Consider the following 14,578-nt stretch of genomic DNA (forward strand, 5'->3'; position numbering starts at 1 on the left):
GGTGTCGGCGGCGGTGCTCGGTCCCCCCGTGGAGTGGTGGACGACCCGCGCGGGCCGGCCGGCCGCCCGCGCCGCGGCGGCGCCCATCGGGCCGTCGACGGTGATCAGCTCGACGTCCGGCGGAAGTTGACCGATCGTCAACGCTGCCCGGGCGACGGCCTGCGGACGGGCCCCGAGCGCCAGGGCCCGCCGCTGGACCTCGGCTCCGTCGCTGCCCTTGAGGCCGACCAGGCCGCCGAGGCCGGCGACCGGGTTGACCACCAGCCCGATCCGGGCGCCCGGGGCGGAGGTCACGGCCGCTCGCCCAGGACCTTGCGGCGGTAGGCGCGCCAGCTGACCGCCCAGACCGCCGGGTCGTCCAGCGGCTCGTGCCGGATCCGGTGCACGGTGGAGTTGTGCGGCGCGGTGCGGACGGTCTCCGGGTCCTCGTACGCCTCGCGGGCGACCTCGGCGAGGATCGCCGCGTACTCGTCCAGGTCGGCCCGGGAGTAGGACTCGGTGGGCTCCAGCGTCATCGGCTCCGGGACGACGTACGGGTGGTGGCTGGTCCAGTAGTGGGTGCCGAAGTCGGCGGCGCGGTAGCCGAGGTCCTCGCTGTGCAGGCCGGTGTCCTCGTTGAGCTGCTGCCAGCTGTAGCGGACCTGCTCGACCCGGGGGCGGCCCTCGGCGTACGGGACGGAGACGCCGCGGATCCGCCGTACCCGGTGCAGCAGGTAGTTGTTGTTGAGCACGGCGGTCTCGGCGGCCTCGCGCAGCCCCTCGGCGCCCAGGGCCGTGATCCAGGCGTAGGCGCGCACCAGGTTCGGCACGACGCCCAGGTAGGGGCGGATCTTGCCGACCGAGTCCGGCCGGTCGTCGTCCAGGACGTACCGCTCGCCGTCGAACTCGACGGTGGGGCGCGGCAGGTAGGGCGCGAGTTCGGCGGTGACGCCGCAGGCGCCGGCCGCCGGTCCGCCGCAGGCGTGCGGGGTGGAGAAGGTCTTGTGGAGGTTGAAGTGGCACAGGTCGAAGCCGGCCTCGCGGGCCCGGGTGATGCCGAGGATGCCGTTGGCGTTGGCCTGGTCGTAGGCGCACAGGCCGCCGGCCTCGTGGACGATCCGGACGAACTCGGCGATCCGGGGGTTGTAGATGCCGGTGTCCTCGGGGTTGGTGATGAGCAGCGCGGCGGTGCGCGGGCCGACGGCGGCGCGCAGCGCCTCGATGTCGGGGTAGCCGTCGGCGTCGGGGTGCAGGGTGATCACCCGGAAGCCGGCGGTCTTGGCGCAGGCGGCGTTGGAGGGGTGGGAGAAGGCGGTGGTGATGATCTCGTCGCGCTGCTCCAGTTCGCCGCGCGCGGCGTGGTGGGCGCGGATCACCGAGACGTTGGTCCAGATCGCCGCCGAGCCCGCGCCGGGCTGGAGGCTGACCCGGTCCATGCCGGAGACCTCCTTGAGCAACTGCTCCAGCCGGTGGACGAGTTCGAGCACGCCCTGGACGGTGGAGGGGTCCTGCGCGGGGTGCAGGGCGGCGATCCGGGGGTCGCGGACGAAGGTGTCGTTGACCTTGGGGCTGTACTTCATGGTGCAGGTGCCCTGGCCGACGTCCACGTTGAGGTCGGCGCCGAGGTTCTCCTGGGAGAGCCGCAGGTAGTGCCGGAGCACCTGCTGCTGGCCGAGTTCGGGCAGGGCGGGCGGTGTGGCGCGGCGCAGCGCGGCGGGCAGCCGCTCGGCCGGGTCGCCGACGGCGGCGGTGACGGCGGCCTCGGGCAGCGGAGGCAGGACGCCGCGCTCGCCGGGGGCGCCGAGCTCGAAGACGAGCTTCTCGTCCCAGCGGGCCTGGTGGAAGCGGCGCAGGGCGGGTTTGGGGGCGATCCGCGGGTTCACCGGCTCGCTGGTCGGACGATTCGTCACTTCGCGATCTCCTCAAGTGCGTCGGCGAGGCGGTCGATGTCGGCCCGGGTGTGCAGCTCGGTCACGCAGTAGCGGCCCTCACGGGCCGCGGCCCCGTCGGCCCCGACCGGGGTGCCGCCGTGCAGGCCGCGGGCGAGCAGGGCCTCGGCGGTCTCGGCGGCGGTGCGCTCGCCGGTGTAGCGGACGGTGAAGTCGGCGAAGTGGACGGCTTGCGGGTCCGCGAGCTCCACGCCGGGGACCTCGGCCAGCCGCTGCCGGGCGTAGGCGGTGTTGGCGAGGATCGTCGCGCCGATCTCCCGCATGCCGTGCGGGCCCATCAGCGTGAGGTAGACCCCGGCGGCGATGCCGTGCAGGGCGGCGGCGGTGCCGACCCACTCCTTGCCCTCCTCGCGCACCGCGAAGGAGGTGCGCTCGTACGCGACGTCGCCGAAGCCGTACTCGCCGGGGACGTCGGTGGGGACGAGGCCGAACAGCCGGCTCGGGTACTCGGCGACCAGGCGCTCGTCGTCCGCGCTGCCGATGAAGCCCGCGTTGCCGCCGCCGTAGCTCGGGTGGATGCCGAGCGGCTGGAGGTCGCCGCAGGTGAGGTCGGCGCCGAGCTCGGCGGGCGGGGTGAGCACGCCGAGGCTGAGCGGGTGGACGTGGGCGACGGCCAACGCGCCCGCGTGGTGGGCGAGTTCGATGTACTGCGGCAGTTCCTGGTCCACCCGGCCGTCGTGGTCGGTGAGTTGGGCGTAGACGGCGGCGGTGTCGCCCTCGGCGAGCGCGGCCCGGACGGCGGCGGGATCGGCCGGGACGAGGACGAGCTCGTGGACGCCCCGGACGTAGTCGCGGATCCGGGAGATCCGGTCCGGGTCGATCGCGCCGACCAGCACCAGGCGGCGCCGCCCGGTGGCCCGTCCGGCCATCCGCAGCGCCGTCGCGGCGGCCTGGAACCCGTCGTACGTCGGCACGTTGACGACGTCGACGGCCAGCAGTTCGGCCATCAGCGACTGGTACTCCCACAGTGCCTGGAAGCGGCCGTGGTCCTCGTACGGCTCGCCCGCGTAGGCGGTGAGGAACTCGCTGCGGTTGACGATCTCGTCCACCACGGCGGGCACGTGGTGGCGGTAGCAGCCGGCGCCGAGGAAGCTGCGGCCCGGCGGGACGGCGGTGTTGCGGGAGAGCAGCTCCTCCATGTGGGCGACCAGCCGGGCCTCGGAGCCGAGCGGCTCGGGCAGCCGCAGCGGGCGGTCCAGCCGGAGGGCGGCCGGGATGTCGGCGTAGAACTCCTCGACGTCCTGGGCGCCGACCTCCGCCAGCATCGCTTTCCTCACCTGCGGGGCGGAGTTGGGGATGTACGGGTGGGTTCGGGGGACGCGTGTGCTCATGCTGGCACCTTCCGCGATTTCAGTCACAAGCCTTGACGGGGTTGTGAATGCTGAGTTCTGTATACAGCATTCGGCATTCACCAGTCGGGAGGCAAGATGTCCGCACGAACCCGGCACAAAAAAGATCCCCAACCAGCCCGTGACCAGGGCGAATTGAGATCAGGTCCGGCACGGCGCCGGATCCTCTCCGCCGGACTCGCGGGCGGCGCGCTGCTGATGGCCGGCGCCACCGGCTGCGCGACCGGCGGCGCCGGCGGCACCAGTGCCAAGCAGCTCACCGGCAGCCCGGGCGCCGCCCTCTCCGGCAAGGTCGTCATCTGGTCCTGGGACGTCGCCGCCAAGGCCATGCAACGGCTCGGCAAGGCCTTCGAACAGGCCCACCCCGGCACCACCGTCGACGTGGTGGACATCGGCTACGACAACGCCTACGACAAGATCTCCGTCGGGTTCGGCGCCGGCAGCGGACTGCCCGACATCCTCACCGTCGAGGGCCACAAGCTGCCCACCTACATCGGCAACTTCCCGAACGGCCTGGTCGACCTCACCAGTCGCGCCGCAGGCCTCAAGTCCCAGTACGCGGAGGCGTCCTGGCGGACCGTCACGGACGCCAAGGGCAAGGTCTTCGCGCTGCCCTGGGACAGCGGGCCGTGCGCCCTGTTCTACCGGCGCGACCTGTTCCAGCAGGCCGGCATCGACCCGGCCGGCCTCGCCACCTGGGACGACTACCTCACCGCCGGCACCGCGCTCAAGGCCGCCACCGGCAGGAAGCTGCTCATCCTGGACGCCAAACAGGACAGCTTCTTCGCCATGCTGCTCCAGCAGCAGGGCCAGCGCTGGTTCACCGACGGCAAGGTGGCCGTCGCCACCCCCGCCGCCGAACGCGCGCTCACCCTGCTCAAGCAGCTCGTCGACCGCGACCTGGTGGACTTCGAGAACGGCTGGTCCGGGCTCGTCTCCGGCACCCACGACGGCAAGGCCGCCACCACCCCCACCGCCGCCTGGTGGGACGGCACCCTCACCAGCGACATGGCCGACCTCGGGGGGAAGGTCGGCGTCGTCCCGCTGCCCGCCTTCACCCCCGGCGGCCCCCGCACCTCCAACAGCGGCGGCTCCACCCTGTGCGTCACCGCGCAGAGCCGGAACCCGGAGACGGCTTGGGCCTTCCTCTCCTTCCTGCTCGCCGACAAGGCCAACCAGGCCTCGATGATGCAGCACGAAGGCCTCTTCCCCGCCTACCTCCCCGCCCTGGACGACCCGTACTTCCAGCAGTCCGCCCCCTACTACGGTGGCCAGCCGGCCATGCAGCTGTTCGCCGGACTCACCCGCGCCATCCCCACCGTCGAGCTCACCGCCGACGACTCCAAGGCCGGCGACATCGTCACCACCGCCGTCAACCAGGTGCTGCACAACGGCGCCGACCCGGGCACCGTCCTGCGCTCCGCCGCCCGCCAGATCGCCACCGCGACCGGCCGCCAGACGGTCGGGTAGGCGGGCCCGATGACCAGCAGCCTCCCGGCCACCCTGCGCAAGCCGTCGGCGACCACCCAGGCCGCCCCCGCCCGCCGCCGACGCTCCCCACGCACCGCCGCCTGGCTGTTCGCCGGGCCCACCACCGCGCTCTTCGTCGCCTTCTTCGCCTATCCGCTCGGCGCCAGCCTCTACCAGAGCTTCACCGCCCGCCGCGACGGCGCCGACGTCTGGGTCGGCCTGGACCAATACCGGCGGATGCTGCACGACCCGGCCTTCCTGCACTCCCTGGTCAACACCGGCCTGATCCTCGCCGTCCAGGTGCCCGTGATGATCGGCCTCGCCCTGGTGCTCGCCGTCCTGCTCAACCAGTCCTGGCTGCGGTTCCGGGCCGGCTGGCGGGCGGTGTTCTTCCTGCCCGCGATCACCACCCTGGTCGCCTACGCCGTGGTCTTCCAGGTCCTGCTGCGGACCGACGGCGGCCTCGCCAACCAGCTCCTCCAGGCGCTCGGCCTCGGCCCGGTCGACTGGCTCAACTCGCCCACCTGGGCCCGGATCTCGCTCATCGGCTCGGTCACCTGGCGGTGGACCGGCTACAACGCCGTCATCCTGCTGGCCGGACTGCAGGCGATCGGCCGCGACCAGTACGAGGCCGCCGCCCTCGACGGCGCCGGCACCGTGCGCACCTACAGCGGCGTGATCCTGCCACAGCTGCGCCCGGTGGTGCTGTTCTGCGTCATCACCTCCACCATCGGCACCCTGCAACTCTTCGACGAGAACTACGTACTGACCCGCGGCGGCCCCGGCGACGCGACCCTCACCCCGGTGGTCTACCTCTACAAGGTCGGCTTCCAGCAGCTCGACTTCGGCTACGCGGCCGCCATCGCCTGGGTGGTCGTGCTGATCATCGCGGCGGTCTCGCTGCTCCAGTTCCGGCTCTACGGAAGGGAACGCCGCCGATGACCACCGTGACCACCACTGCCGCCCGCAGTGCCGTCACCACCGCCGCGCCGCGTCGTAGCGGCCGCGCCCCGCTGCCCGCCCGCCTCGGCCGGATCGCCGTCCTCGCCGCCCTCACCCTCGGCGCCGTGCTCAGCCTGGTGCCCTTCGCCTGGATGCTGATCGCCAGCACCCACAGCAGCTCCGAACTGTTCCACTCCCCACCGCCGTTCCTGCCCGGCGGCAACCTGCTGCGCAACCTGGCGCACCTCCAGGAGACCATCGGCTTCGGCCGGGTCATGCTCAACAGCCTCGGGATCGCCGTCGTCTACACCGCGCTCAGCTCGCTGCTGTCCGCGATGTGCGGCTACGGGCTGGCCAAGTACCGCTTCCGCGGCCGCGGGCTGCTGCTCGGCCTGGTGCTGGCGACCATGATGATCCCGCTGCAGGTGCTGCTCGTCCCGCTGTTCCAGATGATGGCCAGCCTCGGCTGGATCGACACCTACCAGGCGGTGATCGTCCCCTTCCTGGCCAACTCCTTCGGCATCCTGCTGATGCGCCAGGGCTTCCTGGACTTCCCCGACGAACTCCTGGAGTCGGCCCGGATCGACGGTTCCGGCGAGCTGCGCACCTTCTACCAGGTCGTCCTGCCGTGCGTACGGCCGCAGTTGGGCGCGCTGGTGATCTTCACCTTCATGGGCCAGTGGAACGGCTTCATCTGGCCGCTGCTGATGCTCAACACCGAGGACAAGTACACCGTGCCGGTCGCGCTCAACACGCTGACCGGGCTGACCCACGTCGACTACTCCGGCCTGATGCTCGGCTCCTTCCTGGCCACGCTCCCGCTGATGGTGCTCTTCCTGCTCTTCCAGCGGCAGTTCGTGGCGGGCCTGCTGGGCGGAGCCGTGAAGGGATGACCGCGACCGTGACCACCGACCGCCTGACCGTGACCACCGACCGCCTCACCCGGGTGCCCGGCCTGCTGTACGGCGGGGACTGGAACCCCGAGCAGTGGTCCGAGCAGGTGTGGGCCGAGGACGTGAAGCTGATGGCCGAGGCCGGGGTCAACCTGGTCACCGTCGGCGTGTTCTCCTGGGCCCGCCTCCAACCCGACGCCGACAGCTGGGACTTCGGCTGGCTGGACCGCCTGCTCGACCTCTGCCACCGGCACGGCGTCGCCGTCGACCTGGCCACCGCCACCGCCTCCCCGCCCGCCTGGCTGGTCCGAGCCCACCCCGAACTGCTGCCCGTCACCGCCGACGGCGTCCGGCTGGAGTTCGGCTCGCGCCAGCACTACTGCCCCTCCTCGCCCGCCTACCGCGAGGCCGCCGTCCGGCTCACCCGGGCGCTCGCCGAACGCTACCGCCACCACGCCGCGCTCGCCCTGTGGCACATCCACAACGAGTACGGCGACCACGTCCAGGAGTGCTTCTGCCCCGCCTCGGCCGTCGACTTCCGCCGCTGGCTGCGCGAACGGCACGGCGGCATCGAGGAGTTGAACCGCTCCTGGGGCACCGCCTTCTGGTCGCAGCGCTACACCTCCTTCGAGCAGATCGAGCCGCCGCGCACCGCGCCCGGCCCGGTCAACCCCACCCAGCTGCTGGACTGGCGCCGGTTCTGCTCGGACGCGCTACTCGCCCTGCACCGCGCCGAGAAGGCCGTCCTGGACGAGGTCTCGCCCGGCGTCCCCGTCACCACCAACTTCATGTCGATGCTCAAGGCGCTGGACTACTGGGAGTGGAGCCGGCACGAGGACCTCGTCTCCGACGACGCCTACCCCGACCCGGCCGACCCGCGCGCCCACGTCAACGCGGCGATGAACTACGACCTGATGCGCTCGCTCAAGGGCGGCCGCCCCTGGCTGCTGATGGAACAGGCCCCCTCCGCGGTCAGCTGGCGGCCGGTCAACGTGCCCAAGCGTCCCGGCCTCTACCGCCTCTGGTCGCTCCAGGCACTCGCCCGCGGCGCCGACGGCGTCCTGCACTTCCAGTGGCGCGCCTCGGTGGCAGGCGCCGAGAAGTTCCACAGCGCGATGCTCCCGCACCGGGGCACCGCCGCGCGCGGCTGGCAGGAGACCGTCCGCTTCGGTGCCGAGCTGCGCCGCCTCGGCGAGATCGCCGGCAGCCGGCTGCGCGGACGGGCCGCCGTCCTGCTCGACTGGGACAGCTGGTGGGCGCTGGAACTCGACGACCACCCCTCCGCCCGGATGCGCTGGCCCGAGCTGCTCCGCCCCTGGTACGCGGCGCTGCACGAGCGCGGCGTCACCGTCGACTTCGTCCCGCCCACCGCCGGGCTCGACGGCTACCCGCTGGTGCTCGCCCCCAACCTCTACCTGCTCGACACCGCCACCGCCGACCGCCTCACCGCCTACGTACGGGACGGCGGCCGGCTGGTCTGCGGCCCGTTCAGCGGCATCGCCGACCGGCACGACCACATCCACCCCGGCGGCCACCCCGGGCCGCTGCGCGAACTGCTCGGGATCGTCGTGGACGAGCACTGGCCGATCCCGGACGGCGAGACCACCGCCGTACGGCTGGACGGCACCGCGCCTGACGGCCCCCGGTCGGACGGCGCCGAGCCGCACGCGGAGCCGCACGGCGCCGACCTGCGCGCCGAGCGCTGGAGCGAGTGGATCGAGACCGAGGGCGCCGAGACCCTCGCCCGCTACGCCTCCGGCACGCTGGCCGGCCTCCCGGCCGTCACCCGCAATCGGCTGGGCGCCGGCACCGCCTGGTACCTCAGCTGCCACCTCGGCGCCGACACCGGCCGGGTGCTCGACCTGCCGCTCGCCGAAGCCGGCGTGGGCGCCGAACTACCGGACCTCCCGGCGGACGTCGAGGCCACCCGCCGCCACGCCGCCGACGGCCGCCAGTACCTCTTCCTGCTCAACCACGGCGGCGTCGAACGCCGCGTGCCCCTCGACACGCCCGGCACCGACCTGCTCACCGGCGCCGCCACCGGCGACGCCGTCACCCTCGCGCCGCTCGGCGCCGCCGTCCTCCGACTCCCCGCCGCCGAGGAGCGCCCGTGAACCCGCTGACCCGCCGCCACTTCCTCGCCGCCTCGGCGGTCGCCGCCGCCGGCACCCTGGCCGCCCCGGCCGCCGCCCACGCCCAGGACGGACCGGACACGGTCGACGGCGAGCGCTACGCCGACGTCCTCGACCTGCACGGCACCCCCGCCCAGGCCTACCCCGGCGACGCCCGCGGCAACAACCCGATCACCGTCTTCGCCGACCTCGGCGCCTGGCACGCCTACGCCCTGCCCCGCCCCACCGACCCCCAGGGCGGCTTCACCGGCCCGCTGTACCTCGCCCAGGAGTACCCCTGGTGGCTCAGCGACGGCCTGACCCGCCTCCAGCTCACCGAACAGGGCCGCCCCCTGGACCTCACCGCCGGCGCCCCCGCCCGCGGCACCTCGCTGCCCGGCCTGCTGCGGCTCACCCACGACCTCGGCGGCGGCCTCGCCCTCACCCTGGACCTGCGCTTCGCCGGCAACCGCACCGCCCTGCTCCGCGCCCGGCTCGCCAACACCGGCCCGGCCGTACGGACCCTCGCCGCCGCCTGGACCGGCTGGCTGCTGCGCCCCGCCACCGGCCCCCAGCGCGAGGCACCGAAGCTGGTCGCCGCCGAACGCGGCGTGGAGGTGCGCTTCGCCAAGGTCCGGCAGACCTGGGACTACCTCACCGACGGCACCGAACGCTTCGCCGTCCGCCACGCCCGGCCCGTCCGGGTCGTGCTGAGCGCCGACGGCGACGGCCACCGCACCGAACTCGCCGAGCCCGTACGGCTGGCGCCGGGGGAGACCCGCAGCCTGGACTGGACCGAGAGCTACACCTTCACCGAGGCCGAGTACGCCCGCGCCGCGAAGGAGGCGGACACCGCGCTGCGCACCCCGGAACGGGTCGCGGCGGAGGGCACCGCCCGCTGGCACGGGTACCTCGTCCGCGCCACCGAGGGCGTCCCGGCCGCCCGCCGCCGCACCGCCGCCAAGTGCGTCCAGACCCTCGTCACCAACTGGCGCAGCCCGGCCGGAAGGATCCGGCACGACGCCGTCACCCCCACGCTCTCCTACAAGTGGTTCAGCGGGATCTGGGCCTGGGACACCTGGAAGCAGGCCGTCGGCACCGCCGCCTTCGCCCCCGGCCTCGCCGCCGACCAGATCCGCGCCGTCTTCGACCACCAGGTCCCGTCCGGGTCCGCCGAGCGCCCACAGGACGCCGGGATGGTCCCCGACTGCGTCTTCTACAACGACCAGACCACCGGCGGCGGCAACTGGAACGAGCGCAACTCCAAGCCCCCGCTGGCCTCCTGGGCGGTCTGGGAGGTCTACCGGCGCAGCGGCGACCGCGCCTTCCTGCGCGAGATGCTGCCCAGACTGACCGCCTACCGGGACTGGTGGTACCGCACCCGCGACCACCTCGGCGAGGGCCTGTGCCAGTACGGCGCCACCGTCGACCCGGCCAACGCGACCGCCGAGGACTGCCGGGAGGCGGCGGCCTGGGAGTCCGGCATGGACAACGCCCCGCGCTTCGACACCTCCGCGGTCGTCCCCAACCGGGACGTGAACGGCACGCTGCTCGGCTGGTCGCTCGACCAGCGCTCGGTCGACCTCAACGCCTACCTCGCCGCCGACCACCGCCACCTGGCGCTGATCGCCGCCGAGCTCGGCGACCGGCCCGCCGCCGACCGGCTGCGCGCCGGCGCCGACCGGATCGACACCGCCGTGCGCGACACCATGTACGACCCGGCCACGGGCTGGTTCCACGACACCGACCTGGCCACCGGCGCCCGGCTCACCGCCCGCGGCCGCGGCATCGAGGGCGCGATCCCGCTCTGGTCCGGCACCGCGACCGCCGCCCAGGCCCGTACCGTCCGCCGGCTGCTGCTCGACCCGGCGGAGTTCGGCACCGCCATGCCGTTCCCGACCGTGGCCCGCAGCTCGCCCTCCTTCGACCCCGGCGGCTACTGGCGCGGACTGGCCTGGCTCGACCAGACCTACTTCGCGATCGAGGGCCTGCGCCGCTACGGCTGGGAGCAGGACGCCCGGCGCACCGTCGAGCGGCTGCTGGCCACCGCCGCCGGACTGGCCGGGGACGGCCCGGTGCGGGAGAACTACGACCCGCTGACGGGGGAGGGGCACAGCTCGACCAACTTCAGCTGGTCGGCGGCGCTGCTGCTGCCCCTGCTGCGCACCTGAGCGGCTTTGTCTCCGGGCCGTCCGACCAGGCATGATCGGGGCATGGTCGAACGAGTCATTGCAGCGTGTGACGGAGCAGCCAAGGGCAACCCCGGGCCGGCGGGCTGGGCCTACGTGGTCGCGGACGCCACCGGGGCGCCCCAGCGCTGGCAGGCCGGCGCGCTCGGGCACAGCACCAACAACGTGGGCGAGCTGACGGCGCTGCGGCAGCTGCTGGCCGCGACGGACCCGGGGGTGCCGCTGGAGGTGCGGCTGGACAGCACCTACACCCGCGACTCGGTGACCAAGTGGCTGAAGGGCTGGAAGCGCAACGGCTGGAAGACGGCGGCCGGCAAGCCGGTCGCCAACCAGGAGCTGATCCAGGCGATCGACGCCCTGCTGGAGGGCCGGGACGTCACCTTCGTGTACGTGCCGGCCCACCAGGTGGACGGCGACCCGCTGAACGCCATCGCCGACAAGGCCGCCAGCGACGCCGCCCGCACCCAGCAGGACGCCTCCGGCACCGCCGCCGACCTGCCCGTCCCCGACCCGGCCGCCGCCTCGAAGGCCCCCAAGGCGCGCAGCACCCGTACGGCATCCGTGTCCTCCACCGGCGGCACGGGCGCCGCCAAGCGGAGCGGCGGCTCGCGCACCCTGAACGCCCGCTTCCCCGGCACCTGCCCGTGCAGCCGCGGGTACGCCAAGGGCGACAAGATCACCAAGGTCGGCAGCTCCTGGGGCCACCCGGAGTGCGCCGCCGCCCACGCCTGACCCGCCGCCCCGTCCGACCGCGAGTACGCCGACGCCGCCGGGTGAGTATCCGTACTCATGCGGCGGCCCGGCCCGGCGGTGAACGATGGTGATCATGAGGAATCGCGCAACGAAGGACGGCCCGGGCCGCCGCACGGCCGTGCGGGTCACGGCGGTGGCCGGGGCCGCCGGGGCCCTGGTGCTCGGCACGGTCGGGTACACGGCGTACGGGGCGGCGGAGGCGGCCTGGACGGGCAAGCCGTACCCCGTGGCGGACCCGGCGGCCGTCGCGCGGCACCTGGACGCCCGGACGCAGACCGTCTACGAGGCCCTCGCGCTGCGCCCGGAGGCGACACCGGCTCCCGACCACCGCGGCGACGACGGGATCACGGCCCGGATCTACGGCGCCTGCTCCGCCCGGGGCCTCTCCCACCTCCTGGAGAGCATGAACGACACCGGCGCCGACCAGCCCCGCACGGCCGCCCTGCGCGCGCGGTTCACCCTCACCGGGGTCACCCGGCCCGAGTGGGAGGAGGCGGTCGGACGGGCCCGGCAGAGCCTGACCGCCCAGGGCTGGACGGTCGCCTCCTCCGACGAGTCCGCCCCGGTCCCCAGCCTGACGCTGACGCCGCCGGACACCGGCCCCGGCTCCCTCGCGGAGAGCGCCTCGCTGCGCTTCGACCCCGCGTACCACACCCTCGAGGTGAGCGCGGGCAGCGAGTGCGCCAGCTACCCCGACGGCACCGCGGTGGACCAGGAGGGCCGCCCGGCCGACCTGCCGACCGGCACGGCGCCGACCCGGCAGCCCGGCCGGTGACCGCGGCCGGCTCCGGCCGGAGGTGAACAGCCGGGCGCCGCGCACCGTACAGACGAGTGGGCGGGGCCCGAAGGGAGGTGAGCCCGGTGATCGTCTCGGAGACGGCGGAGTTCCACGTCGGGGACAGGGTGTGGGTCTACCGCGAGTCCTCCTACGCCGCGGTCGAGTGCGCCGTCGTGGTCGGCGCCCCGGCGGACCGCAGCCTGCGGCTGGAGTACGGGGACGGTCACCGCGGCCACCTCCGCGAGGGCCGGGTCGAGCTGCTCGACCCGCGCTCCCGGCGGCCGTCGGGCGGCTGACCGATGAGGCGCGGCCGGGAGCACGCGGCCGGAAACGCGCGACCGGCCGGCCGCTCGGGGGCGGTCGGCCGGTCGGGTCGGTACGGCTACGCCCCGGCGGGGGCGGTCGTCCTGGCGATCTCCTTGATGTCCTGGAAGGTCAGGCCGGCCTCGTTGTAGACGCGGGCCCGGACCTCCGGGATGCCGAGCGCGGCGAGCTCCTTGAGCTGGGCGGCGGTCAGCGGAGCGGCGGCGGGCAGGTCCTCCGGGTCCTCGTCGTCGGAGACGTCCCCGGCGGTGGCCAGGCCCAGCACCGCGTCCATCAGCTGCTCGTCGGTCACCTTGACGGCGTCGGCCGGGGCCTGGACGTTCGGGGCCGCCTGGCTGAAGGCGAGCTTCACCGGGAAGTTGACGCCCGGCTCCACCTTGTCGGCCAGCTGGGCGAGGTCGAAGGTGGCGGAGGAGAAGGCGCCGTCCTTCAGGTAGAGGTCGACGCCGATCCTACGGTCCGGCACGTCGCTCGGGGCCTGGTCCGGGAAGTCGCCCAGCTGCTTGGGGAACTTGGCGGACAGCGGCTTGACGGCCTTGAACATCTCGTCCACCAGCTGCCGGGCCGGGGCGCTCACCCAGAGGTGCTCGGTGCCGTCCTTCTTGCCCTTGTCCTCGTACGTGACGGTGCGGCCGATCACGTCCTTGATCGAGTTGAGGAGCTGGTTCTGGAGCTCCGGGTCGAGGGTGGGGGCGGCGCTCGGGGCGGCGGCCTTCTTGCCGTCGGACTCCTTCGCCTGGTCCGCGAGCGACTGGAGGTCGAAGGAGACCCACTTGCCGGCCAGCACGTCCCCGACCGGCTTCAGCTGCTCGGGCATGCCCTTGCGCAGCTCGTCCACTACGGACGGGTCCTCGCCGGCCAGCTTGACCAGGCCCTTGGCGTCGGCGTGCAGGTACCCGGTGGCGTCGACCTGACGGTACTCCAGCAGCGCGGTGCCGCTGCGGTCGGCGAGCACGTAGGAGACGCGCACCGACTTGTCGAGCGTCAGGTCGGTGTTCTTGTCGGCCTTGGCGGCGTCCCTGAAGGCCTCGACGTCCTTGAGCGGCTTGTCGGCCGAGATGGCGACCGAGACGGAGAGGCCGGAGATCGCCTTGGCGGTCTTCTCGTCCATGTCGCCGTCGCCCCGGGCGGCACCGATCATGCCCTTGCCGCCCTTGTGCTCACCGGAGTTGGCGAACGCGGCGACCTGCTCGGGGGTGGCGTCGATGGACAGGGTGAAGCCGGCCGACTTGCCGTCGCGGACCTTGTCGAAGGCCTTCGACACCTTCTGCGCGGCGGACAGCTGCTGGACGGTGCCGCAGGCGGTGAGGCCGGTGGCGAGCACGGAGGCGGTGACGGCGACGGGCACGGCCCCACGGGCGGCCTTGCGGATGGCGGTGTTGATGGTGCGACTCCTGTTGATCGGGCCCGCCCGGTGAGGCGGACCGGTCCCTCCCCTGTGACGCACAACGCCACAGCGCCCACACATGTGATCACAGTTTCGGCAAGAGGTCATTCGATTATTTGGCGTGGTCTTTAACCAGAACGGCCAAAAACATGACCAAAACCCGGAAGTCGGGCCCGAGGAGCCTTCCTGATTCCCGGAATCCCGCACGCCGACGGGCCGCCGTTCGTACGATCGGCTCCGTCCGGGACCGGCGCGAGCCGCTGCCGGCCGAGGGAACCGGTGGGAGGGGGAGCGATGGGGCCCGTGGGCTGGATCCTGACGGTCGTGCTGGTGGCCGCCGGAGCGGTGGCCTGGCTGATGCTGCGCTACCCCGGGGGCTGGCGGTGCGCCTTCGGCCCGGAGTACGCCGAGCACCGGCGCGACCTGGACGCCGCCCGAGGGAAGCTCCGCGACC

The 14,578-nt window shown here is 73.5% G+C and carries 11 protein-coding genes and 1 pseudogene; 8 read left to right on the top strand and 4 right to left on the bottom strand.

Annotated elements, in window-relative coordinates:
- The 3 genes and pseudogenes from ACFU7Z_RS22810 to gcvPA all read right to left on the bottom strand — a co-directional run.
- Nucleotides 1-294 (bottom strand): annotated as a pseudogene (locus ACFU7Z_RS22810) (ATP-NAD kinase); the annotation flags it as partial.
- Nucleotides 291-1,889, bottom strand: coding sequence for an aminomethyl-transferring glycine dehydrogenase subunit GcvPB (gcvPB, locus tag ACFU7Z_RS22815; protein ID WP_380779254.1), 1,599 nt, complete (start codon nucleotides 1,887-1,889; stop codon nucleotides 291-293). The gene gcvPB and the pseudogene ACFU7Z_RS22810, both read right to left, overlap by 4 nt.
- Nucleotides 1,886-3,259 (bottom strand): aminomethyl-transferring glycine dehydrogenase subunit GcvPA, encoded by a 1,374-nt coding sequence (gcvPA, locus tag ACFU7Z_RS22820; RefSeq protein ID WP_380779256.1) that lies wholly within the window; start codon nucleotides 3,257-3,259, stop codon nucleotides 1,886-1,888. The genes gcvPB and gcvPA overlap by 4 nt, the downstream gene beginning before the upstream one ends.
- A 153-nt stretch (nucleotides 3,260-3,412) precedes the next feature.
- Between gcvPA and ACFU7Z_RS22825 the strand changes: the two genes are divergently transcribed.
- The 8 genes from ACFU7Z_RS22825 (at nucleotide 3,413) to ACFU7Z_RS22860 (ending at nucleotide 12,709) form a co-directional block, all read left to right on the top strand.
- On the top strand, nucleotides 3,413-4,747 hold the full coding sequence (locus tag ACFU7Z_RS22825) for an ABC transporter substrate-binding protein (RefSeq protein ID WP_380779258.1): 1,335 nt from the start codon (nucleotides 3,413-3,415) through the stop codon (nucleotides 4,745-4,747).
- Between the two features lie 9 nt (nucleotides 4,748-4,756).
- The gene (locus ACFU7Z_RS22830; protein WP_074003192.1) at nucleotides 4,757-5,689 is read left to right on the top strand and encodes a carbohydrate ABC transporter permease; all 933 of its coding nucleotides are present in this window, start codon (nucleotides 4,757-4,759) and stop codon (nucleotides 5,687-5,689) included.
- Entirely contained in the window at nucleotides 5,686-6,582 is an 897-nt protein-coding gene (locus tag ACFU7Z_RS22835; protein WP_380779260.1) for a carbohydrate ABC transporter permease, read from the top strand. The genes ACFU7Z_RS22830 and ACFU7Z_RS22835 overlap by 4 nt, the downstream gene beginning before the upstream one ends.
- Nucleotides 6,579-8,696: a beta-galactosidase gene (locus tag ACFU7Z_RS22840; protein WP_380779262.1), complete on the top strand. Its 2,118-nt coding sequence runs from the start codon at nucleotides 6,579-6,581 to the stop codon at nucleotides 8,694-8,696. The genes ACFU7Z_RS22835 and ACFU7Z_RS22840 overlap by 4 nt, the downstream gene beginning before the upstream one ends.
- A complete protein-coding gene (locus ACFU7Z_RS22845; RefSeq protein ID WP_380779264.1) occupies nucleotides 8,693-10,864 on the top strand; it encodes a trehalase family glycosidase in 2,172 nt (723 codons plus the stop codon). Before ACFU7Z_RS22840 ends, ACFU7Z_RS22845 begins: the two co-directional genes overlap by 4 nt.
- Nucleotides 10,865-10,906: 42 nt before the next feature.
- Nucleotides 10,907-11,614, top strand: a complete 708-nt coding sequence (locus ACFU7Z_RS22850) for a ribonuclease H (RefSeq protein WP_380779266.1) — start codon at nucleotides 10,907-10,909, stop codon at nucleotides 11,612-11,614.
- A gap of 94 nt (nucleotides 11,615-11,708) precedes the next feature.
- A complete protein-coding gene (locus ACFU7Z_RS22855; RefSeq protein ID WP_380779268.1) occupies nucleotides 11,709-12,410 on the top strand; it encodes a hypothetical protein in 702 nt (233 codons plus the stop codon).
- An 86-nt stretch (nucleotides 12,411-12,496) separates the two neighbouring features.
- Nucleotides 12,497-12,709, top strand: coding sequence for a hypothetical protein (locus ACFU7Z_RS22860; RefSeq protein ID WP_049650531.1), 213 nt, complete (start codon nucleotides 12,497-12,499; stop codon nucleotides 12,707-12,709).
- An 86-nt stretch (nucleotides 12,710-12,795) separates the two neighbouring features.
- On the opposite strand, the gene ACFU7Z_RS22865 is transcribed toward ACFU7Z_RS22860, so the two are convergent.
- Nucleotides 12,796-14,085, bottom strand: a complete 1,290-nt coding sequence (locus tag ACFU7Z_RS22865) for a hypothetical protein (RefSeq protein WP_380779270.1) — start codon at nucleotides 14,083-14,085, stop codon at nucleotides 12,796-12,798.
- Between the last annotated feature and the right edge of the window lie 493 nt (nucleotides 14,086-14,578).

It is taken from the genome of Kitasatospora sp. NPDC057518, from assembly GCF_042802075.1.
Taxonomy (GTDB): domain Bacteria; phylum Actinomycetota; class Actinomycetes; order Streptomycetales; family Streptomycetaceae; genus Kitasatospora.